This window comes from Cryobacterium zhongshanensis, from assembly GCF_022760445.1.
GTDB lineage: Bacteria > Actinomycetota > Actinomycetes > Actinomycetales > Microbacteriaceae > Cryobacterium > Cryobacterium algoricola.
Map to the genome: position 1 here is coordinate 909,393 of NZ_JALGAR010000001.1, position 22,557 is coordinate 931,949.

The following is a 22,557-nucleotide window of genomic DNA, read 5'->3' on the forward strand; positions in this document are numbered from 1 at the left end:
CGCCGGAAACGGCGCGCCTACATCAGGCCGAGTGCCCCGAAGGCGAAACGGATGGCCGGCGCGATGTGGGCCGAATACGCTGCGGTCATGTGCACGGTGTCGTACTTGGTCGGGATCGTGCCCGCGAAAGCGGGGCAGGCGCCGTTGTAGCAGCTGAACGGCAGCGAGGACACGAAGTAGCTGCCGGTTCCGTTCAACGCGGTGGTGGCCGCCGCGAAGTCCTGCCAGGCCTGGTCGATGCCCGTGTTGCAGTTCTGCGGGCTCGAGACCGGCGAATAGCACTGGCCGAGGTTCGCGCCGAGGGGCGGCGGGGCGAGGTAGACGATCCGGCCCGCAGCGTTGTAGGTAGCTGCCTCCGCGGCCGTCGACGCGACCAGGGTCTCCGCGGAGAGAGCGGTCCGGTCGGGCATCTTGCCGAGGGCGTACGCGTTCGAGATCACGACGAGCCGGGGGTTGTCGGCCACGATGCGCTGCGCCACGTCCTGTTTACGCTGGGGGCAGGCATCCATCACGCCGGCGCCGTCGTTCTGCACGGGCACGGCGGTGAACCGGCAGCCGTACAGTCCGATCGTGGTGATCTTCCACTGCCCGTTGCTGCCCTCCGCCATGGCCTTGAACGCGGGGGCGTATGCGAGGGCCGTCGAGTCGCCCACGAGGTACATCTGGTTCGGGGCGTCCGAGTTGCCCCAGGTGCACCCGTCGAAGTTCGGCGTGCTTCCGATCTCGAAGCAGCCCTTCGCCGGGTTGTTGTTCGACGTCGTCGCGATCGCGTCGTCGAGCGAGGGGGAGAGGGTGCCCGGCCACTCGGTCGATGAGGCGGCCGCGCCGAGGTCGGCCTGCAGCTGCGCTGTCGGATCCTCCACGGGGCCCGGCGCGGCGATGGGCGCGGCCGGCGCGCTCGTGCCGTGCAGCGTGACCTGAGCGCTGACACCGATCACGGTCGCGATCACGAACAGGCTCAACCCGGCCAGGATGAACTGGGAGCCGAACTTCTCCCGCCAGGTGCGCCAGGCGAGGCGGCTCGACTCCGCGGAGCCGCCGAAGCGTTGCAGCCACGGCGACCGGTGCATGGGTTGTTCGATGAGGTAGTACGACACGATCGAGAGCGCGAGGATCATGCCGAGGATGACCTGCACGCTGAGCGTGGGGTCCGCCATCAGCAGGAACACCATCACCGGGAAATGCCAGAGGTAGAGCGAGTAGGACAGGTCGCCGATCCAGACGCTGAGCGGGTTCGTCAGCGGGAACAGGTAGTGCTGCGGGCCGGTGATCCCGCCGACGATCACGAGCGCGGTCGCCGCGACGGGGACGGCCGCCCAGGGGCCGGGAAACGCCAGGGTGTCGTCGATCAGGAAGAAGCCGGCCAGGATTCCGAGAAGGCCGGCCCAGCCGAGGAGCCCGCGCAGCGCAACGGGGATCTTCAGGAACAGCGGCGCCGCCGCGGCGAGGAGGGCACCGACGCCGAGCTCCCAGACCCGGGAAAACGTGGACAGGTACGCGGCCGCCGGTGTGGTCGCGCTCTCACCGAGGGCATAAAAAAAGGACGCAACAATGACGACGACCGCCACCACACCGAGGGCGGCCCTGCCGCGGCGGGCGCTCCCCAGGCGTTTCGCGCCCACGGAGAGCACGAGGAGCACCGCGATCGGCCAGACGAGGTAGAACTGTTCCTCGACCGAGAGTGACCAGTACGGCTGCAGCGGCGAGGCCGGGTCGGTCGCGTGGAAGTAGTCCGTGCCGATGGCCGTGAAGTGCCAGTTCGCCGCGAAGACGAAGGACCAGGCGGCGTCCCAGAGCGTCGAGAGCGCCCGGGAGCTGTTGAACAGGAAGTGGGCGAGGACCGCCGTGACGGCCAGCACGGTCACCGCGGCCGGTGCGATGCGGCGGATGCGCCGGGCGTAGAAGCGTCGGAGCGAGATCGTGCCGGTTGCCTCGTGGTCGCGGAGCAGGATCCCGGTGATCAGGAACCCCGAGATGACGAAGAAGATGTCGACGCCGATGAAACCGCCGGTCGGCCACAGGATCACGTGGTTCAGCACGACGGCGACGACGGCCACGGCGCGCAGGCCCTGAATGTCCCGGCGCACGGTGGTTTCGTCTGGCGTCGCCGGAGCAGGCCTCTCGGTCTTGAGCGTCGATGTCACGGGTCTCCCAGGTTCTGAATGCCTCGGGGAGCCTACCGGAACAATGTGTCTTCGCCGATTCGGGCCCGGCGTCTGGAGCTCAGGAACTCAGGAGCTCAGGAACTCAGTAACTCAGGAACGCAGGAACTCAGGAACGCAGGGCCAGAGTGAACGGCAGCACGGCCGAGGTGCCCGCCCGGCGCAGCAGCCGCCCGGCGACGGTGAGGGTCCACCGGCTGTCGGCGAGGTCGTCGACCAGCAGCACCGGCTTGCCGGCGAACGGCGCCAGTGCCGCGGCGAGTTCTGCCCCGACCTCGAAACGGTTCCACACCGCGGCGAGGCGATAGGCACTGTTGCCGCCGCTGCTGCCGTCCGGGCCGCCGCCGACCAGGTCGAGGGAGCCGAGCCAGGGCAGGCGCCCCGCTTCCGAGAGGGCGCGGGCGACAGAGGCGACGAGAAGCGGATGCCGCCGCGACGGCATGCTGATCACCGCGGCCGGTCGCTCCTCCCAGTTCCAGTCGGCGAGCACCCGCACGCAGGCGCTCGTCATCGCGGCGCTCGCCGCGGCATCCGCCGCCTGGACCGCGAACAGGTCGCGCAGGGGCCCGCCCCAGCCGAGGTCGGTGAGCCGGGCGAGGGCGCGGCCCGCGGCGAGGCGCTCGCCCACCGGGATGTTGCCGCGCACGTCGACCCCGAGGCTCGCGACCCCGGTCGGCCACTGGGCGCGCGGTTCGAGTTCGACGCCGACCCGGTCGAGCGAGGCGGCGGCGGCGGAGGCCGCCGCCACGGCGACGTCGGACGGGTACCAGGCCGCCGTGCAGTTGTCGCAGCGACCGCAGGGCACCGCGGTGTCGTCGTCGAGGGCGCGTTGCAGGAATTCCATCCGGCAGCCTGTCGTGCGCTCGTAGTCGATCATCGACTGCTGTTCGGCGAGCCGGGCGGCGGCGATGCGCTCGTAGCGCACCTGGTCGTAGACCCAGGGCTGCCCGGTCGACACCCAGCCGCCGGTGACCCTGCGCACGGCGCCGTCGACGTCAAGGACCTTGAGCAACAGCTCGAGGGGGGAGCGCTTGAGGTCGACCCGCGCCTCGAGCGCCGGCGTCGAGAGTGGCCGCCCGCCCGCGTCGCCGAGGGCGCCGAGCACGGCCTCCGCCTTGTGCTCGCTCGGCATCGACGAGGTGGCGAAGTACTGCCAGATCGCCTCGTCCTCGATGCCGGGGAGCAGGAGCACGTCGGCGTTCTCGGTCGCGCGCCCGGCGCGGCCCACCTGCTGGTAGTACGCGACGGGGGAGGAGGGGGCGCCCAGGTGCAGCACGAAGCCGAGGTCCGGCTTGTCGAAGCCCATGCCGAGGGCGCTCGTGGCGACGAGGGCCTTGACCTCGTTGCGCTTGAGCATGCCCTCGGACTCCTCGCGTTCCGCGGTGTCGGTCTGGCCGGTGTACGCGCGGACGGCGTGACCGGCCTCGCGCAACAGCCGGGCGGTGTCCTCGGCCGCCGAGACGGTGAGGGTGTAGATGATGCCGCTGCCGGGCAGCTCATCGATGTGGCTGAGCAGCCAGGCGAGCCGGGCTCGCGAGTCGGGCAGCCGCAGCACGCCGAGCCGCAGGGAGGCGCGCGCGAGCGGGCCGCGGATGGTGACGACGCCGGGCCCCGCCGGCTGACCTGCCGCCGATGCCGATGCCGACGCCGCCGCCGCCGGCGCGAGCTGTTCCGCGACATCCGTCACGACGCGGCTGTTCGCCGTCGCCGTGGTCGCGAGCACCGGAACCCCGGCCGGCATCGTCGCGATGAGGTCGCGCAGCCGCCGGTAGTCCGGGCGGAAGTCGTGGCCCCAGTCGGAGATGCAGTGCGCCTCGTCGACGACGAGCAGGCCGACGCGGCTGATGAGCGCGGGCAACTGCTCGTCGCGGAACGACGGGTTGTTCAACCGTTCGGGGGACACCAGGAGCACGTCGACCTCGTCCCTCCGCAGCTGTTCGAGCACACCGGCCCACTCGTGCGCGTTCGAGGAATTGATCGACACCGCACGCACGCCCGCGCGGGCGGCCGCGGCGACCTGGTCGCGCATCAGCGCGAGCAGCGGCGAGACGAGGATGGTCGGGCCAGCGCCCTGGCGGCGGAGCAGCAGGGTCGCGACGAAGTACACCGCCGACTTCCCCCAGCCGGTGCGCTGCACCACGAGCGCGCGGCGACGGTCGTCGACGAGGGTGGAGATGGCCTCGAACTGACCCTCGTGGAAGTCGGCGTCGTCACGCCCCACCAGGGTGCGCAGAATCTCACGGGCGGATGCGCGGGTGTCGGTCCGGGTGTCGGTCATCGTCCCAGCTTCGCAGGTACCGCTGACAGTCCTGCCGGGACGCTCGGTAGGCTCGCAGCGTGAAGGTCACCCAGGAACTCGAATCCCGCATGCACCCCGACGCGATCGCCGGCTTCCGGCTCGTGCTCGCCGAGGCCCGCGTCAACGACACGATCCTGCTGCCCGAGCGGGCGATGCACCGGATGGTGGGACACGTCCAGTGGATCCTGCGCCGCGTCGGTGCCGACGGCATCCGCCTCACCGATGCCGGCTACCTGCCGCCGGTCGATGTGCTCGCGGCGACGACGGAACTCGACTGGGGCTGGCCCGAGACGGTCAACCGCGAGGTGAACATGCTCCCGCTGCAGGAACTGCGCGACCACCTCCGCCGGGTCGGGCTGCTTCGGGTGAGCAAGGGCCGGCTCATGCTCACGAGCAGGGGACGCGCGCTCGCCGAGAACCCGCGCGAACTCTGGTGGCATCTCGCTCGCACCATCCGCACGAGCCGCTCGCCCGTTGAGGCGGATGCCACGAGCCTCCTCCTGGTGCTCATCGCCCGGCGAGGCTTCACCGAGGCCGCGCTCTTCCAGCAGGCTCTCGCGCTCGGCCTTGAGACCATCGGCTGGGGGCAGAAGAACGGCGAGCGCCTGTCGAAGGATGCCGCCTTCCAGGTCGTCCTCGGCAAGTGGCGGCTCCTCACGCACCTCGGCGTCTTCGACCGGAAGCCCGGGGACTACCGGCAGTGGACGATCACCCCCGGCGGGGCGGCCTTCGCCCGCGCGGCCCTGCAGAGCGAGGTCTAGCGCGAGGCGCTCGTCCTGATCATCATCTCCAGGAGCGGCAGGAACGCCACCAGCTTGGCGATGGACAGCACCGTCGACCCGGTGAGGATGGCCGCCCACGCCCAGATCGGGGCGAGGCCCCGCCCGACGCGGTCGCGCACGACCACGGACCGTCCGATCACGTAGACGCCGGAGTAGAGGAATGCCCACGCCCAGTGGAACGGCCGCACGAACCCTGCGTTGATCAGGCGGCGCCGGTCGAAGTACGCGAGGGTGACCGTCGCGCCGTACACGGCGAGGCCGAGGAACTGGCCCAGCACATACTCCACGGTGTACGGGCTCCCGGACCGGCTGGTCATGGCCTGGTTGAAGATGGCCCCGAGGTCCATCGTGGCGAACGAGATCAGGGAGAGGACCGGCAGCAGGACGATGATCCAGATGTACGGGCCGTACACCGGCGTGTCCGGGCCGACAACGGTCGGCGCGATGCGTCCATAGACGGGAGGCTCCGGATACTGCAGGTCTTCGGTCCAGGCGACCCCGTTCCACCAGCGCCGGCGCGGTGTGCCCGCGGGATCCGGGTACCATCCCGCCGGGGGTGTCGCCACGGGCTGTGGAATGTAATTGCCTGATCCGTCGGTCATTGTGCCCCCACTTTGTCGCGTGCGGCCAGTCTAGGCCCTCCGCTACGGGACCAACGGGAAGTCGCGGACCTGGCCGGGGGAGAGCCAGGCGCCCTGGCCATCCACCCGAACCCGGATCGGCGGGGCGCCGCCGGCGCTGAGCGTCAGGCGCAGGCTCGTCGGCGTGAGCTCGATCCGGATCGGCTGCTCCCGGTAATTGATGCTGAAGGAGAACGCGCCGAGCTCCGCGGGGAGCACCGGGTGCAGCCAGAGGGTGTCGTCGCGGATCTCGAGGCCGCTGTAGCAGCGCACCATCATGTCCACAGAGCCCGCCATCGCGCCGAGATGGATGCCCTCGTGCGTCGTACCGCCCTGGATATCGGCGAGGTCGCTGTCCAGCGCCCGGGTCAGGAACTCCCAGGAACGCTCCCGGTCCCGACGGGCCTCCACCCAGGAGTGTACGACGTTGCTCAGGGTCGACCCGTGCGTCGACCGGGCTCCGTAGAAGGCGACCGTGGCCACGACGGCTTCCGGCGGCAGCGGGTAGCCCAGGTGGTGCAGCAGGCTGCGCAGTTCCTCCGCCGAGAAGAGGTAGAGCAGCATCAGCACGTCTGCCTGTTTCGAGACCCGGTAGTTGGCGGTGCTGTCGCCCTCGGCGTTGAGGATCAGGTCGAGACGGCCGATGTCGCCGTAGCGGGCGCGGTAACCGGCCCAGTCGAACTCGGGGAGGCTCGCGTATCCCTCGAACTGTGCGGGCACGCCGCCCGGCAGGAAGGGCACCCGGAGCCGGCTGCCGATGTGCCGCCAGCGGTCGATCTCGCCGGGGCGCAACCCGAACCGGTTCCAGAGCGGGCGGCAACTCCGCCCGTTCAGGACGCCGACCGTGTCGACGGCCCGTGCCAGCACCCAGGCGGTCATCACGTTGGTATAGGTGTTGTTGCGCAGTCCGGTTCCCGGCGCTCCGGGAAGGCCGTCGTGGAACTCGTCCGGCCCCATCACTCCGGCGATGTCGAAGCGGTCGGCGCCCTCGTCGTAGGTCGCCAGGGACGCGAAGAACCTGGCCACTTCGAGCAGGAGCTCCGCGCCCTCGTGGATGAGGAACTCGACGTCCCCCGTGGCCTGATAGTGCGTCCACACGCTGTACGCGATGGCCAGCCCGACGTGGCGCTGGTTGTGGGAATGGTCGGGCATCCACTCGCCCGTGCGCGGGTTGAGCAGCTCTGTCGGAGTCACCTCGCGCCCGTCGATGCCGCTCTGCCAGGGGAACAGCGCGCCCTCGAAGCCGGCGGACTTCGCTGCGGCCCTGGCCTCGTCGAGGCGCCGGTAGCGGTACCCGAGCAGGGCGCGGCTGAGGTCGGGGCGGCGGAGCGTGAGCACCGGGTAGACGAAGGCCTCGTCCCAGAACACATGGCCCCGGTAGCCCTCACCCGTGAGGCCGCGGGCCGGGACGCCGGCGTCGAGGTCGGCGTCGACGCCGGCGAGGGTCTGCAGCACGTGGAACGTGTTCAGGTTGAGTGCGAGGGACTGGTGTTCGTTGTCGTCCAGGGTCACCGCGAACTCGTCCCAGAGCCCGCGCCATTCCCGCTCGTGCGCGATCAGGAGGTCGGCGGGGTCGGCTACCCTGCGCATCCACGCCGTCACGGCGAAGGGCGCCGACACGACGGCCCGGTCCCTCGACGTGCCGACGATGACGGTCTTCTCCACCCGGACCGGGCGCCCCGGTTCGAGGTGCAGCTCGAACTCGTGCCCGACCCGGCCTGGCTCGCTGAGGAATCGCCGGGGCACCCCGATCTCGCGGGGGGCTCGTGACCGATCCGTGCCGGCCGGGTCACCCTCGACGACCCTGGTCCGCGCCGCCATCGCGATGTGCACGCCTGAGACGGTGGTCTCCATTTCCAGCAGCACGGTCCGGGCGTCGACCTCGGCCTGGGTGCGCGGCATCAGGTGCGTGTTCGTGAGTGCGGCATCCGCCGCCACATTCCGATTCGCGACCCGGCCGTCGACGGCCGAACGCACCGTCACCGGGCCGGACCAGTCCGAGGCCTCGAAGGTCGTCTCGAGCACGGCGACGTGCGGGTCGGCCTGGGAGACGAAGCGCCGGGAGGTGATGGTCGTCGTGCGGGCGTCGGTGTCCCGCAGGCGGATGACCCTGGTCAGCAGGCCGCGCCGGAGGTCGAGTTCCTGCCGGTAGTCCAGGACTCCCGGATCGTCCGGCCGGAACCAGCCTGAGGTGCCGATGCGGAACGACAGGGCGAGCCAATTGGGGGCGTTGACCATGTGCTCGTCGTCGCGGGAATGGCTGCCGAGGTCGGTGTGCACCGGGTTGTAGACGCCGGCGAGGTAGGTGCCCGGGTAGTGCACGGCATCCGCTGACGACTCGGGGGCGGCACCCCGCGTGCCCCAGTACCCGTTGCCGAGGGCGCAGAGGGCTTCGCGGACCCCCTCGGTAGCCGGGTCGAAGCCCTCGAAGCGCAGCGTCCAGACGTCGTCGCCCCGGATGGCGCCCTCGACCATGCTCGGCCGGCCGATCGGGACCATGGCGCACCCTTCTGCTGTCGTCCGCCCGGCGTGAGCCCGCGTGCAGGGTGGTGGTCGGCCGGTGCTTGGATAGGAGGATGACCTTCGCACCGGATTCGAACCCAGAGTACATCGACGACCTCGCCGGCTTCATCGCCGCATCGCCGTCCTCGTACCACGCCGCCGCGGAACTCGCCCGGCGGCTCGAGGCGGGCGGATTCACCCGGCTCGACGAGCGCGACGAGTGGCCGGGCAACGCCGAGGGCGCGGGCATCGGCGCGGTCTCGGCCGTGGCCAGGCGGCAGTTCATCGTCCGCGACGGCGCGGTCGTCGCCTGGGTGCAGCAGGCCGGCGCCGGCCCGGTGACGCCGTTCCGCATTCTCGGAGCGCACACCGATTCGCCCGGCTTCAAGCTCAAGCCGAAGCCGACCATCGGCAGCAAGGGCTGGCTGCAGGCCGGCGTGGAGGTCTACGGCGGCCCGCTGCTCAACTCCTGGCTCGACCGCGAGCTCGAGCTCGCCGGGCGGCTCGTCACCCGTGACGGCACGGAACACCTCGTGCGCACCGGCCCGTTCCTGCGCATCCCGCAGCTCGCCATCCACCTCGACCGCGATGCCAACAACGGCCTCACCCTCGACCGCCAGCGCCACCTGAACCCGGTCTACGGGGTCGGCGACCTCGCCGCGGCCGACTTGCTCGCCCACCTCGCCGGCCTGGCCGGGCTCGAGGCCGCGGATGTCGCCGGGTACGACCTCCTGACCGCCGACTCCGCGGCCCCCGCGCGTTTCGGCCTCGGCGGCACCCTCTTCGCCGCGGGACGCCTCGACAACCTCTCGTCCGTGCACGCGGGACTGGTCGCGCTGCTCGCGGTGGCCGACGACGACACGGCCGGTGTCGCTGCGGCCGCCGGCGTGGTCCCGAGCACGAGCGTGCTCGCCGCGTTCGACCATGAGGAACTCGGTTCCCAGACCCGCTCCGGGGCGAGCGGGCCGCTTCTCGACGATGTCCTGACCCGGATCGGGGCCGGACTCGGGGCATCCGCCTCCGACAGGCTGCGCGCGTACGCCGGCTCCTGGTGCCTCTCGGCCGACGCCGGGCACCTCGTGCACCCGAACTACCCGGAGAAGCACGACCCGGCGAACCAGCCGGTGCCCGGCGCGGGCCCGCTGCTCAAGATCAACGCGACGCAGCGCTACGCGACGGATGCGGCCGGTGCCGCCCTCTGGGCCCGCACCTGCGCGCAGGCGGGCGTGGCCTACCAGGAGTTCGTGTCGAACAACACGGTCCCGTGCGGCTCCACGATCGGACCGCTCACCGCGACCCGGCTCGGCATCCACACCGTCGACGTGGGCATCGGGCTGCTGTCGATGCACTCCGCCCGCGAGCTCTGTCACGTGGCCGACCCGGTCGCGCTCAGCGCGGCGATCGGCGCCTTCTTCGCCCCGGAGGCCTAGCCGCCGCTGAGGTCCCGTGAGGTGTCGCGAATCGAGGTTCAGTCGGCTCAGGAAGGTCGATGTGCGACACCTCAGCGGCGTTGCCCGGGCACATCTGGATAGTGTCACTATCGGATAGCTCTTGTATCTGCTACTCTGAGCATCAGATAGTTCAGGTATCTGAATGGGCGAGCGCACGCCGCCACTCAAGGAGGACTCATGACTGACCAACTCGTTGTCGGCGCCGGGTACATCGGCAGGGCGCTCGCCGCGGCGCTTGTCGAACGTGGGGACAGCGTCACCCTGGCCACCCGCAGCGGCACGGTCGTCCCCGGCGCCCGTGCCCTCGTCGTCGACGCCTCGGACGTGGATGCCCTCGCGGCGGCGGCCGAGGGTGCTGCGACGATCTTCCTCGTCACCGGCCCCAGCCAGTACCACCGCTGGCCAGAGCTCTGGCCGCCGATGTTCCGGGCCGCGGTCGAGGCCGCCCGCCGGTCCGGGGCCCGGCTCGTGCTGATGGGCAACCTCTACGGCTACGGCGAGGGCAGCCCGATGCCGATGACGGAGACGACGCCGCAGCATCCGACCGAGCCCAAGGGCCGGGTACGCACCGATGGCTGGGAACTCGCCCTCTCCGCCGCGAAGCGGGGCGAGATCCAGGTCGTCGAGGTGCGCGCGAGCGACTACTTCGGCCCGGGCGCAGGCAAGACTTCCCAGCTGGGAAGCGCCTTCTTCGGTCCGCTTATCGCCGGAAAGACCGCCCGCGTCTTCGGGAGCCCCGACGCCGCGCACAGCTGGTGCTACCTGCCCGACATCGTCGCGACCCTCCTTGCAGCGGCGGACTACCGCGGGCCGTGGGGTCGCGCCTGGCACGTGCCGGCGGCCGAACCGCTGTCCCGCACCGAGCTTGCCGCCCGGGTCAACGCGCTCACGGGCAAGCGGGGAAGCCTCGCCAGGCTGAGCTCCGCGCTGCTGCGCGTGCTGGGGGTGTTCGTGCCGTTCATCCGCGCCGCCAACGACTCCGACTACCAGTTCACCGCTCCCTTTGTGGTCGACGCCGCCGAGACCGAACGGCTGCTCGGGGTCGCGGCCACGCCCTGGGACGAATCGCTCCCGGCGGTCGTTGCGAGCTATCGCGACCTCGCTGTTGCCGGCCCGCCTGCGACGGGCGCACGTCGATGAGAATGGCAGAGCTGAGCGCCCGGAGCGGGACCCCCGTTGCGACGATCAAGTACTACCAGCGCGAGAACATCCTCGCGGGCGGTGCGCACTCCGGGCCGAACCAGGCGCTGTACGCGGAGACGCACCTCGACCGCATCCGCCTGATTCGCGGCCTCACCGAGGTCGGCGGGCTGAGCGTCGCGGCCGTCCGGCGGGTGCTCGAGGCCATCGACTCCGAGCGGTCGCTTCCGGAGACGTTCGAGATCGCCCAGCACTCGGTGTCGGCCACGGTCGACCCGTCCACGGTGAGCGCGGAAGCCTTGGCCCGGGTGGACGCCCTCACCGCCGGCTGGCATGTCTCTGCGGCGAACCCCGGTCGACTGGCCGCTGCTCGGGTCGTCGACACCTTCGCCGAGGTCGGGCAGGTCGACGCCCGCGGCTGGTTCGACCGCTACGCCGCCGCCGCCCTGCTGGCCGCCGAGGCCGACATCGACGAATTGGATGCCCGGGTCGACCGGGCAGGGAAGGGCGAGACCGTCGTGGTCGGCACCGTTCTCGGCGACAAGCTCTTCTCCGGCCTCCGCCGCGCCGCGCAGGAACACATCTCCGCCCTCCGCTACAGCGTTCCGCCGGACGGGGCACCCGAGTCCGCACCAGACCAGACGTCCTGAACATCGCACGACCGCACGAGGCACGACCGCACGACCGCACGAGCTACCGCACCGCCACCGACAGAGCACCACGCGACAGAACAGGGAGCGCCCCATGAACACCCCCGAGTTTCCAGAGACCCCGACGTCCGGCCTCGCGGCACCGTCGGCATCCGCCGCCGCCGCCGGTCGACGACCGACCACAGCCTGGCCCGCGCTGCGCACCCTCACCTGGCACCGACCACTGCTCGCGGCGTCCGCCGCCATGGCGGTACTCGTGGTGATCTGCGTGGTCGGCCTGCTGGTGGATCAGCGCACCCTCACCGGCTCGCCGATCTGGGCCAAGCCGCTCAAGTTCTCGATCAGCGTGCTCGTCTACGCGGCGAGCCTCGCCTGGCTGCTCGGGCTCCTCTCCGCACGCCGACGCCGACTGGCCTGGTGGATCGGCACGGTATCGACGATCGGGCTCGTCATCGAGATGGTGATCATCGTCGGCGCCGCGGCAGTCGGCATCACGAGCCACTTCAATGTGTCCACCCCGGTGTCCACGACACTCTGGTCGGTGATGGCCTTCTCGATCGTGGTCGTCTGGATGGCCGCCCTCGTCGCAGCGGTGCTGCTGTTCCGCACGGACCTCGGCGATCCGGCCCGGTCGCTTGCGATCCGGGCAGGCACCGTGATCGCCGTGATCGGGATGGGACTCGCGTTCCTGATGACCGGGCCGACCGCCGCGCAGCTCGACGCCTTCCAGGGCATCGTCGGTGCGCACACCGTCGGCGTCCCCGACGGTGGCCCGGGGCTGCCGTTCCTCGGCTGGAGCACCGTCGCGGGTGACCTGCGGATCCCGCACTTCGTCGGCATGCACGCCCTCCAGGTGATCCCGCTCACGGTCCTGCTGCTCGAGGTGCTCGCCTCCCGGCTGGCCGTGCTGCGTGACCTGGTGGTGCGGTCGCGGCTCATCTGGATCGTGATCGGGCTCTACCTCGGCGTGCTCGCGATCCTGACCGGCCAGGCGCTCGCGGGGCAGTCGATCGTGCACCCGGACGCGCTCGTGACGACCCTCACCGTCGCGCTCGTCGCCGTCGGCGCGGTGGCGGCGACGCTCGTACTGTCCGCCGCCTCCCGCGCCACCCTGTCACCGACGGATGCTGCAGCACCGGAGACCGCGCCCGCGCCGGTTTCGGCAGCCCGCGCCCGCCGTTCCGCTAGCAGCCTGCCGAAACCGTAGCGGGCGTGCCGGTCTCCGCGTCAGGGCGCGGATGCCGCCTGCGCGCCCTCGCCCTGAGGTGTCGCAGATCGAGGTTGATCGGGCCCGGGAACGTCGATCTGCGGCACCTCAGCGCCGGCATTTGGCGTGAGGCGAGCACGGGCGATGCGGTCGAGGCGGGTGCGCGCGGCGTCCTCCGACGTCGAGGAGGCGCCGAGCAGCATCCGCACGATGCCGAGCACGGCCCCGGTCGCCCAGACGACCGGGAACACCGAGCGGCGCAGGCCGAGCAGCCGTCGGTACTCGAGGGGCAGCGAGGCGACCGCACCAGCGAACATCACCCGGTAGAACGGCAGCATCCCGCGCCGAAGCGGAGGATTGCGGATGAAACGCACCGCCTCGGCGACGCGCTCGTCGCTCTTCAGCACCCCGGCATCCGTGAAGGCGGCCAACTGGGCGTTGAGCTCTGCCGCCGACCGTGGCGGGTTCTGCACTCCCACCAGCTCGCCGGCCTTCGCCCACTCGCGCACGTACCCGTCTGCGCCGCCCGGTATGCTGCCGCCCCACAGCTTGTGCGACTCGAGGAACGCATCCGTGAAGACGATGTGCACCCAGGAGAGCAACTCGGGGTCCCCGGCGGCGTATGGTCGCGAGACTCCCGCCGCATCGAGGTAGGTGCCGGCCACCCGGTCGTGGAAGCGGCCGACCCGGGTCGATTCCTCGGTCGCGACGATCGTGTCGGCGAAGGTCACGGTCACGAGCCACTGGATCGTGCCGGAGAGGCGCCCGAGCGGATCCTCCCTGTACCGCGACCAGTCGTGAACCCCGGCCATCGCGCCCGGGTGCAGGGTCTGCATCAACAGCGCGCGGATCCCGGCGACCATCGTCGCCATGCCGCCGTGCACCGCCCACGCGGCCGATTCTGGCCCGAAGAAGCCGGCGTCGTCGCCGCGTTCCATCTTCTCCACCCAGGAGGGCCGTCCCTCTGAATTCCCGGACAGCGTCGAGAGAAGATGCGACCGCCAGCTGTCCGTGAACCTGCTCATACCCGAGGCTAACCACAGCTCGCTGGGCATCCGCCCCGAACAGCACGACCGGCGGAAACCGCCGCGATCGCCCGGCCCTAGACTCACCACCATGCCGGTGCCCCGATTCCTGTTCGCCGACCAGCTCGGACCGCATTTCGACGACGGCGGACCGATCGTGCTGGTCGAGGCCGTCGGCGTCCTGGGCCGTCGGCCGTACCACCGGGCGAAGGCGCACCTGATCCTCAGCGCGCTGCGGCACCGGGCGCGGGAACTCGGCGACCGGGTGGAATTCCTGCGCGCCGAGCACTATCGCGACGTGCTCTCCGGCCGCCCGCTCGAGGTGATCGATCCCACCAGCTGGGGAGCCCGGGCGCTCGTGGCCGAACTGGGCGCCAGTGTTCTACCCAGTCGGGGTTTCGTCACGAGCGAGGCCGACTTCGCGGAGTGGGCGGCGGGCCGACCGGCCTCCCGGCTCGTGCTCGAACAGTTCTACCGCTCGGTGCGTGCCCGGACCGGCGTCCTGATGCGTGGCCCCGACCCCGAGGGCGGCCGGTTCAACTTCGATCACGACAACCGCCGCCCGCCACCCCGTGGGGCCGTCGGCCTGGGACTGCCCGACCCGTGGACCCCGGTCGAAGACGACATCGATGCCGAGGTGCGCCGCGACCTCGACCGGCTGCAGGCGGATGGCCGGATCACCCTGATCGGCAGGGACGGACCGCGACGCTTCGCCGCGACCCGGGCCGAAGCGCTCGCCGCCCTCGACGACTTCATCGAGACCCGGCTGAACGACTTCGGTCCCTTCGAGGACGCGTCATTGCGCGGAGACGATGCGATGGCGCACTCCCGCCTGAGCGTCCCGCTGAACCTGGGCCTGTTGCATCCGCAGGAGGTGATCGATGCGGTGGTCGCCGCCCACGCGAGCGGCAGCGCGCCGCTCCAGAGCGTCGAGGCCGTCGTCCGTCAGCTGATGGGCTGGCGGGACTGGGTCTGGCACCTCTACTGGCACCTCGGGCCCGACTATGTGGGCGGCAGCAATTTCCTCGGCGCCCACGAGCCGCTGCCCCGGTCGTTCCGTGAGCTCGACGGGTCCGGCGTGCGTGCGGCCTGTGTCAGCCACGTACTGAACGCCGTCGCCGACACCGGCTGGGCCCATCACATCCAGCGCTTGATGATCCTGGGCAACCAGGCCCTGCAGCGCGGCTACCACCCCGGCGAACTGAACGACTGGTTCATCGCGGCGTTCGTGGACGGGACACCGTGGGTGATGCCGGCCAACGTCGTCGGGATGTCCCAGCATGCCGACGGCGGTATTGTCGCGACCAAGCCGTACGCGTCGGGCGGCGCCTACATCTCGTCGATGAGCGATTTCTGCGGCGGCTGCCCGTTCAACCCGAAGAAACGGCTCGGCGAGGACGCCTGCCCGTTCACGGCCGGGTACTGGGCCTTCCTCGACCGGGTCGAGCCGCGCATCCGCGGCAATCACCGGATGAGCCAGCCGCTCGCCGGACTGCGTCGTCTCGCCGACCGTGACGCCGTCGTCGCGCAGGAGCGCTCCCGCACTGTGTGGTGACCTCTCGGGCGCTGCGGAGCGTTAGATTCGGGGAGAGGGCTCCGGCGGCCGGGGTGCGAGACGGAGGAAACCAGGATGAAGATCGAGAACGTCGAACTGCGCCGGGTGCGCCTGCCGCTCGTCAGCCCGTTCCGCACCTCCTTCGGCTCGGTGTCCGAGCGTGAGGCACTCCTCGTGCACGTGAGCACGGCGGATGCCGAGGGCTGGGCCGAATGCGCCGCGGAGGCCGAGCCCCTCTACAGCTCGGAGTTCCTCGACGGCTGCGAACTCGTGATCCGCGACCACCTCGCCCCGCGGCTCAACGCGGCCGGCGAACGCCTCACCGCCGAGCGGGTCGCACCGGCGCTCGCCGCGGTCAAAGGGCACCGGATGTCCAAGGCCGCCCTCGAGACCGCGATCCTCGACGCCCAGCTCCGCACCTCGGGAGTCTCGTTCGGGGGCTACCTCGGAGCGGTGCACGACCTCGTGCCTGCCGGGGTCTCGGTCGGAATCATGGACTCGATCGACCGGCTCCTCACCGCGGTCGAGGGCTACCTCGCCGAGGGGTACCTCCGGATCAAGCTCAAGATCGAGCCGGGCTGGGACCTCGCCCCCGTGCGCGCCGTGCGCGAACGATTCGGACCTGACGTGCTGCTCCAGGTCGACGCGAACACCGCGTACACACTCGCCGACGCCCGCCACCTCGCCCGCCTCGACCCGTTCGACCTGCTCCTGATCGAACAGCCGCTCGCAGAAGACGACATGCTCGGGCACGCCGCCCTCGCGAGACTCATCCAGACTCCGGTCTGCCTCGACGAATCGATCGAGTCGGCCAGGGACGCCGCCGCAGCGATCTCCCTCGGCGCGTGCAGCATCATCAACGTCAAGCCCTCCCGGGTCGGCGGGTACCTCGAGGCCAGGCGGATCCACGACGTCGCGGCCGCCCACGGCGTCCCGGTGTGGTGCGGCGGCATGCTCGAAACCGGCATCGGTCGGGCGGCGAACGTAGCCCTCGCGGGGCTGCCCAACTTCGTCCTGCCGGGAGACACCTCCGCCTCGAGCCGCTACTACGCCCAGGACCTGACGAAGCCGTTCGTGCTCGAGGACGGCCACCTCCGGGTTCCGACCGGGCCGGGCATCGGTGTGGAGGTGCTGCCCGACGTGCTCGACGACCTCACCGTGTCGAGTTCGGACATCCGTTTCTGATCCACCCGCACAGCGGAAGTCCTCGACCTGCGCGGTCAGGCGGAGTAGCGTGAAATCGGTGGCGGGTCCACTGCCCCAGAAGCCGGAGTCGCCATGTCCTCGCTCTCGAACTACGGGCAGGTGATCGCGGCCACGACTGTGGCGCTCCAGTCGATGCTCGCCGGGTCACCCTTCGGGCTGAACGTGACGGCGCGCAGCCTCGACGTCGCACGCACCGGCGTCACCGGGTCGTCGATCAACCTGTTCCTCTACAGCGACAGCCTGATCAGCTATCGCGAAGCGAGCGCACAGCACGGGCCCAGCCGGGTCATCGCGGAGTTGCGCTACCTCGTGAGCGCCTTCGCGGCCGACATCGAGGACACCGACGCGGCAAGCCACCGCGACTTCGGCACCGCCCAGGCAGCGATCGAACGGCACCCGGTACTCACGGTTCCCGTGACGGCGAGCGAGAAACTCCAGGTCTGGCTCACCCCCTCTCCGCTCACGACCGAGGTGCTCACCTCGCTCTGGCAGGCATCGACGGCTCCCTTGCGGGTCTCGTTCGCGGTGATGGCGTCATTCACCCTCGACACGACGGAGCGGGTCACGAAGCTCGGAACGATCCGGGACGTCGTGAAGCTCGCGGGCGCCGGGGCGATCGCCGTGTTCAGCGGCACGGATGCCGGCGCGAAGGCCGCGGCGGCGGCATCCGCTGCGAGCGAGCTCGGCAAGGCCCTCGTCACCGTCGGGCTCGAGAGTGTCGTCGCGTCGTCCCCCGAGGAGACGGATGCGACGCTCGACCGGCTGTTCGAGCGGGTGAAAGAAGAGGGCGCCGTACTCCTGGTCGACGATGCCGACGCCGTCTTCGGCGTGCGCCCCGAGGAACTCGACCCCGACGACCCATACGCCGCGATCGACGTGGGAGCCGTGCTCGACCGGCTCGGGAACGCCCCGAGCGTCGTGATCATCGCGCTCACGGGCGTCTCCGGCGACGAGCTCGCAGATCGCGCCCGGGTCGAGGTGCGGTTCCCCGCCAGCTGACGCCCCGCATACGCTGGAAGAATGCCCTCGTTCCGGATCACCATGACCATCGGCAGCCTGCAACCCGGGGTCGCTCCCGACTCCGTCCTGCCGGCTGCAGCGGCCGCGGCGGCCGAGCTCACGACCGTCGAGGCGTCCGACCTCGCCGTCGTGGCAGGTTCGGCGCGCGCGACCGTGCGCTTCACCGCGGACGATGCGGCCTCAGCGGTCCGGATCGGTGCGCACACCCTCGAGGGCACCCGTGCCCGTGCCGGAGTGATCACCTGGCAGGTCACCGAGCGCGTCCACGGCCGCTGGCTGCCCGTCCACTGATCCCGTTCGTCAGATCAGGGCGCGGAGCGCGTCCTCCACGCTGACTCCGAGGCGGGTGGCCCGCTCGCTCAGGCGGGCGTGCTGTTCGGCAGAGAGCACGAGGGAGACCTCGTGCACGGCGGCGGCGGGGGCGGCGTCGTGGTCGTCGTCGAACGAGAATAACTCCGGATGCGCCGCACGGGCGGGCGGAGCGGCAACGGCCCGGCGCACGGCCGGCTTCTGCTCTCGCGAGGCAGCACCGGCCGCAGGAGCGGCTACGGGAGCCACCGGGGCTACCGGGGCCACCGGGGCCGCCGGAGACGCGGGGGCCGCCGGGGTACCCGCGCGCACGAACCCTGGCCCCTTGGGAATCGTGCCGCCGCGCTGGTAGGCCTCGGAGACGGCCCGGGCCCGGGCATCCGCCGCCTCATTGAGCGGGTGGTTCGCGTGCCCCTTGACCCACTCGAACCGGTACCGACGGCCGGCGAGGGCCGCGTCGATTTCCTGGAGCAGCTCGAGGTTCAGCACCGGCTTGCCGTCGGCCTTCCGCCAGCCCTTGGCCTTCCAGCCGCGCATCCACTTGGTCACGGAGTTGATCACGTACTGGCTGTCGCACAGCACGAGCAGGTCCTCGTCGAGGTGCGCGGTCGCGCGGAACAGCTCGAGCACGGCCTTGAGCTCGCCCTGGTTATTCGTGGCGTGCTTCCAGCCACCGGCGTCCCAGCAGGAATCGTCGACGTACCAGGCCCAGCCGGCCGGTCCCGGGTTGCCGAGGGCCGAGCCGTCGGCGGCAGCGGTGATGGTCATGGTGGCCTCTCCTCGGGGAACGGTCTCGCGCCCCGGTGTTCTTCCCTATTTTCGCATCGACCGGGCGGAGCTATCCGACGACGCAGTGCCCGGGTTCGACGGAGTCGGTGAGCGATGCCGCCTCGGCGGCGACGGGGGTGACCGACTCCATCGCGAGGGCGTAGCCGATGTTGGCGGTCACGGTCGACTTCGCGAAGACGACGCCGACGACCTTGCCGTCCTGGTTGAGCAGCGGTCCGCCGGACTCGCCGTGCTGGATGTCCGCCGCGAGCGTGTAGATCGACCGCGACGTCGGATTGTCGCCGTAGATGTCGCCGACGACGGCCGGCGCGACCGCGACGACCTCCGCGGGTCCCGTTTCGAACGGTCCACCGTACGGGTACCCGTCGCTCACGGCGAGGCTTCCCGTTGCGAGGTCGGCACCGAGGCCGAGGGGTACTGCACCGAGCCCGGAGACGGCGATGACGGCGAGGTCGGCCGCCGGGTCGAAGTAGACGACGGTTCCCGAGCGGGCCGTGCCGTCCGCCGATTCGACGACGGGCTCGGAGACGCCCGCGACGACGTGCGCATTGGTCAGCACCCGGTCCGGCGCGATCACGAAGCCGCTGCCGGACTGGTTCTGCCCGCAGGCGTATGCCGTGCCGACGATCTTGAGCACGGAATCCTGGGCGGCGAGCAGTTCCGCGCTCGTGCCCGTGACGAGGGGAACCGTGGGGGCAGGCCCGTTGAAGGCCTCGATGACCCGGGGGATGCCCTCGGTGACGACCATCGCGCGCAGCTGGGCAAGGAACGTCTTGACTGGATCGGGCGTGAGCGAGTCGATCGACCGCACGACCGTCGACGAGGCGATCGCGGGAGACAGCACCGGCACCCCGAGCGACCCGATGCTGAACGCGAGCATCGACACGATGCTCGCCGCGACGACGACGGCGATACCGGCGCCGAACACCCTGTCGACGACGAGCAGCCGTTTGCGGGCCGCCCGGGGGCGGAGCACCCTGCCCAGGGTCCCGCCGATCGAGAGGCCGCCGAGAAGGAGGGCGGCGGCGGTGGCGAGGGTGGCGGCCGTGCGCCACTCCGCTGCGGGCACCCAGGCTCCGACGAGCGGCACGAGGAAGTATGCGGCGATCCCGCCGGCGACGAGGCCGGCGATGCCGCTCAGGCTTCCGATCAGGCCGCTGCGGTAGCCGGAGACGAAATAGCCCAGCAGGAGAAGGACGAGGAGGACGTCCACGATGGTCGAAATGGGCATAGCTCCAAGAGTACGTCGGGAGTTATGCACAGGTTGCGTTCCGGTGCGAGTTATGCACCGATCCCCAGCGAGCACACCGGGGAAGGAAGCGCCCGGGAAGAGTGTCCGCATGACACCGACCATCGTGAAGACCAGGGAAGCCCACGACTTCCTCGCCCTCGTGCCGCAGCTCGCCGGGTTCCAGCCCGAACGCAGCGTGGTGCTCGTCGCCTTCCGCGGAAACCGCACCTGCGGCGCCCTGCGCTTCAACCTGCCGGAGCCCGACCTCGCACGCACGGTCCTCCGTCGTCTCGCGACGTCGATCGTCGGCACGCTGTGCAAGATCGAGGGGGTGGATGCCGTCGTGCCCGTCCTCTACACCGACGAACGGTTCGCGGATGTCCCGGGCATCCCCGGTGAGCGCTTCGCCGAGATCCTGGGCCGTCGGGCCGAACTGTCCGGCTTCCTGGTCCGGGACTCCCTGTGCGTCGCCGCGGACGGCTGGGGTTCCTACCTCGATCCCGCCTGCCCTGCGAGCGGGCGGCCGTTGTCGGCGATCGCGGAGTCCCCGGTGAACCGCGACCTGCCGCCGGAGGCCCACCGTGAGCTCGCGACCCTCGTGAGCAGCGCAGACCTGCCGAAGGTCGACGTGGACCTCCGAGAGCGCTGCGCCCGGCGGCTGGTCCGCTACGAGAGCCTCGGGTCGCATGTCCCGGACGCACCGGACCTGCCGGAACTCGTGGCCATGGTCGGAGATATCCTCGACCCGGTTGCCACCGCCGAGGCCGCGCTCGAGCTCGACCCTGCCGAACTCGGGGCTGGGGAGGCCGCGACCCTGCTGTTCCTGCTGAAAAGCCCGGCCCGGCGCGACCAGGTCATGCTGCAGATCGCGTTCGGGGTGGAGATCGGGCGGGCGACGCACGCAATCAACCAGCGGTATGCCGAGATCCAGCGGGAGACCGGACGCAGCATGGACGACATCGTCGCCGAGGAGCAGGCCGGGTTCGGCGACAAGCGCGACCTCGCCCAGACCGGAAACCTCCTGCTCGGATCCGTCTCCCGGCGCCCGGACCCGGAGCGGGTCGAACGCGGCATCACGCTCCTGAAGATGCTCGTCGCCGTCGCTCCGAAACGGGTGCGCCCCGCACCGCTGTGCATGCTCGCCTGGTTGTCGTGGGCGCTCGGGCGCAGTTCGGTCGCCGGGATCTTCATCGATCAGGCGTTGGCGATCGACCCGGAGTACGGCATGGCCAGGCTGCTGCTCACCGTCGTCTCCGCCGGGCACCTGCCCGAGTGGGCGTTCGCCGTACCAGACTCCGATGCCGGCTGAGAGCGTGGACGGTCATCCGTGCAACGGCTGGGCGCGACGCCAGGCGACTTCGTCGCCGACTACGACCAGAAGCACTACGGCGTTTGCCGCCCAGGCGAGCCCCAGGGCCGGGACAATCGGAGAGGCCGCGGTGAGGAGCCCGAAGGCGAGGATGCCGAGGAAATGACCCGGCAGCCACCGTCCACCGGCCGCGCGGCGGAACAGTGCATTTCCCAGCACGTATACCGCCGATGACCCGCAGACGAGTCCGGCCGTCCAGAGGCTGCCCGCCTCGAGTGGGTCAGCCAGCACGAGGCCGTCGGCGACCGCGGCCAGTACGACGCCGAGCACCATCAGCGCCGGGACGTACGTGTATGCGGTCCGGGCGATCGGCCCAGGGTCGGCGGCATTGACGATGTAATCGCTGCCTCCGCGTTCGCTGTGGCTGAAGTAGAGCAGCCACAGCAGTACCGTTCCGAGGAACGACGACAGGAAAGCCAGGAGGTGCGTCCCGTCGAGCGGTCCTTCGCTGAAGCTCGTTCCCGAGACGATGATCGACTCGCCGAGGACGATGATGAGGAAGAGGCTGACCCGCTCCGCCATATGGCCGCCGGCCACGTTCCAGGTCGTGATGTCCGAGCGTCCGAGACCGGGCACCCAGTACAGGAGGTACGGAGCCCCGTAGTCGACGAGCAATGCCAGCAACCAGATCCAGGGACGTGCTGCGTCTGGAACGAGGGCGCCCCCGATCCAGAACGTTGCCGCGAACGCGTTCCAGAGTGAGATGCGCAGGAAGTTGAGCCCCAGTTCCGGACGCTGCCGGTAGAGCGCCAACAACGTGAACACGCTGCGACCGACCTGCATCGCCGCGAGAGCGCCGGCGAACAGGAGGTCCTTGTCGCCGAACGCATCGGGAATGGCGCTCGCCATGAGCAGACCGAGCAGCATCATGACGATGAGCATTGCCCGCACCGCGCCGCGCTCGGGGTTGAGCCAGGTGAAGGCCCACGTCGTGTAGATCCATACCCACCAGACGACGGCCGTGAGCACGAGGGTATGGAGGAACTCTTCAGGACCCGGATGCGACAGCAAGAGGTGCGAGATCTGAGTGACGGCGAAGACGAAGACGAGGTCGAAGAACAGCTCGATATACGTAACGCGGTGTTCGGCCCCGTCCGTGTCCGGACGGAGGAGGTTGCGGGAAAAACCGAGGCTCGCCATGCCGGTCAGGGTAGCGCGCACGCCGGACCGATTCGACGGAAACCTGGACCGAAAACCAACCCGGGTACGCGGGACAGGCGCCTTCTGCCAGGTATTCCGT

18 protein-coding genes are annotated in these 22,557 nt (G+C 70.6%); 10 read left to right on the forward strand and 8 right to left on the reverse strand.

Annotated elements, in window-relative coordinates:
* Positions 1–17 precede the first annotated feature (17 nt).
* Both MQH31_RS20830 and MQH31_RS04175 read right to left on the reverse strand, forming a co-directional pair.
* Positions 18–2,144, reverse strand: coding sequence for an acyltransferase family protein (locus tag MQH31_RS20830; protein ID WP_243011031.1), 2,127 nt, complete (start codon positions 2,142–2,144; stop codon positions 18–20).
* Between the two features lie 127 nt (positions 2,145–2,271).
* On the reverse strand, positions 2,272–4,440 hold the full coding sequence (locus MQH31_RS04175; RefSeq protein WP_243011032.1) for a RecQ family ATP-dependent DNA helicase: 2,169 nt from the start codon (positions 4,438–4,440) through the stop codon (positions 2,272–2,274).
* A 59-nt stretch (positions 4,441–4,499) separates the two neighbouring features.
* On the opposite strand from MQH31_RS04175, the gene MQH31_RS04180 reads away from it, so the two are divergent.
* Positions 4,500–5,222 (forward strand): hypothetical protein, encoded by a 723-nt coding sequence (locus MQH31_RS04180; protein WP_243011033.1) that lies wholly within the window; start codon positions 4,500–4,502, stop codon positions 5,220–5,222.
* Here MQH31_RS04180 and MQH31_RS04185 read toward each other — a convergent pair.
* Together MQH31_RS04185 and MQH31_RS04190 are read right to left on the reverse strand one after the other, a co-directional pair.
* Complete coding sequence (locus tag MQH31_RS04185) at positions 5,219–5,809, reverse strand: DUF2510 domain-containing protein (protein WP_243011034.1); 591 nt, start codon at positions 5,807–5,809, stop codon at positions 5,219–5,221. The two genes, MQH31_RS04180 and MQH31_RS04185, sit on opposite strands and share 4 nt — an antisense overlap.
* A gap of 78 nt (positions 5,810–5,887) precedes the next feature.
* The gene (locus MQH31_RS04190; protein ID WP_243011035.1) at positions 5,888–8,362 is read right to left on the reverse strand and encodes a glycoside hydrolase family 65 protein; all 2,475 of its coding nucleotides are present in this window, start codon (positions 8,360–8,362) and stop codon (positions 5,888–5,890) included.
* A gap of 77 nt (positions 8,363–8,439) precedes the next feature.
* On the opposite strand from MQH31_RS04190, the gene MQH31_RS04195 reads away from it, so the two are divergent.
* From MQH31_RS04195 to MQH31_RS04210, 4 genes are all read left to right on the forward strand, one after another.
* Positions 8,440–9,795 (forward strand): M18 family aminopeptidase, encoded by a 1,356-nt coding sequence (locus MQH31_RS04195; protein ID WP_243011036.1) that lies wholly within the window; start codon positions 8,440–8,442, stop codon positions 9,793–9,795.
* 198 nt (positions 9,796–9,993) lie between these two features.
* Positions 9,994–10,956 (forward strand): NAD-dependent epimerase/dehydratase family protein, encoded by a 963-nt coding sequence (locus MQH31_RS04200; protein ID WP_243011037.1) that lies wholly within the window; start codon positions 9,994–9,996, stop codon positions 10,954–10,956.
* 2 nt (positions 10,957–10,958) lie between these two features.
* Positions 10,959–11,606, forward strand: coding sequence for a MerR family transcriptional regulator (locus tag MQH31_RS04205; protein ID WP_243011038.1), 648 nt, complete (start codon positions 10,959–10,961; stop codon positions 11,604–11,606).
* Positions 11,607–11,700: 94 nt separating this feature from the next.
* On the forward strand, positions 11,701–12,813 hold the full coding sequence (locus MQH31_RS04210; RefSeq protein ID WP_243011039.1) for a hypothetical protein: 1,113 nt from the start codon (positions 11,701–11,703) through the stop codon (positions 12,811–12,813).
* A 20-nt stretch (positions 12,814–12,833) separates the two neighbouring features.
* On the opposite strand, the gene MQH31_RS04215 is transcribed toward MQH31_RS04210, so the two are convergent.
* Positions 12,834–13,838 carry an oxygenase MpaB family protein gene (locus MQH31_RS04215; protein ID WP_243011040.1) on the reverse strand — a complete coding sequence of 335 codons (1,005 nt, stop codon included), beginning with the start codon at positions 13,836–13,838 and terminating at the stop codon, positions 12,834–12,836.
* A gap of 91 nt (positions 13,839–13,929) precedes the next feature.
* Here MQH31_RS04215 and MQH31_RS04220 point away from each other — a divergent pair, with 91 nt between their 5' ends.
* From MQH31_RS04220 to MQH31_RS04235, 4 genes are all read left to right on the forward strand, one after another.
* Positions 13,930–15,393, forward strand: coding sequence for a cryptochrome/photolyase family protein (locus MQH31_RS04220; RefSeq protein ID WP_243011041.1), 1,464 nt, complete (start codon positions 13,930–13,932; stop codon positions 15,391–15,393).
* A gap of 75 nt (positions 15,394–15,468) precedes the next feature.
* Positions 15,469–16,578, forward strand: a complete 1,110-nt coding sequence (menC, locus tag MQH31_RS04225) for an o-succinylbenzoate synthase (protein WP_243011042.1) — start codon at positions 15,469–15,471, stop codon at positions 16,576–16,578.
* Between the two features lie 93 nt (positions 16,579–16,671).
* Positions 16,672–17,598: a Pvc16 family protein gene (locus MQH31_RS04230; RefSeq protein WP_134532803.1), complete on the forward strand. Its 927-nt coding sequence runs from the start codon at positions 16,672–16,674 to the stop codon at positions 17,596–17,598.
* A 21-nt stretch (positions 17,599–17,619) separates the two neighbouring features.
* Positions 17,620–17,910: a hypothetical protein gene (locus MQH31_RS04235; protein WP_134532801.1), complete on the forward strand. Its 291-nt coding sequence runs from the start codon at positions 17,620–17,622 to the stop codon at positions 17,908–17,910.
* A gap of 9 nt (positions 17,911–17,919) precedes the next feature.
* Here MQH31_RS04235 and MQH31_RS04240 read toward each other — a convergent pair whose 3' ends face one another.
* Together MQH31_RS04240 and MQH31_RS04245 are read right to left on the reverse strand one after the other, a co-directional pair.
* The gene (locus tag MQH31_RS04240; protein ID WP_243011043.1) at positions 17,920–18,696 is read right to left on the reverse strand and encodes an RNase H family protein; all 777 of its coding nucleotides are present in this window, start codon (positions 18,694–18,696) and stop codon (positions 17,920–17,922) included.
* Between the two features lie 70 nt (positions 18,697–18,766).
* Positions 18,767–19,948: a MarP family serine protease gene (locus MQH31_RS04245; RefSeq protein WP_243011044.1), complete on the reverse strand. Its 1,182-nt coding sequence runs from the start codon at positions 19,946–19,948 to the stop codon at positions 18,767–18,769.
* A 109-nt stretch (positions 19,949–20,057) separates the two neighbouring features.
* On the opposite strand from MQH31_RS04245, the gene MQH31_RS04250 reads away from it, so the two are divergent.
* Positions 20,058–21,257 (forward strand): DUF4192 domain-containing protein, encoded by a 1,200-nt coding sequence (locus MQH31_RS04250; protein WP_243011045.1) that lies wholly within the window; start codon positions 20,058–20,060, stop codon positions 21,255–21,257.
* 12 nt (positions 21,258–21,269) lie between these two features.
* Here MQH31_RS04250 and MQH31_RS04255 read toward each other — a convergent pair whose 3' ends face one another.
* Positions 21,270–22,478: a low temperature requirement protein A gene (locus MQH31_RS04255; protein ID WP_243011046.1), complete on the reverse strand. Its 1,209-nt coding sequence runs from the start codon at positions 22,476–22,478 to the stop codon at positions 21,270–21,272.
* Between the last annotated feature and the right edge of the window lie 79 nt (positions 22,479–22,557).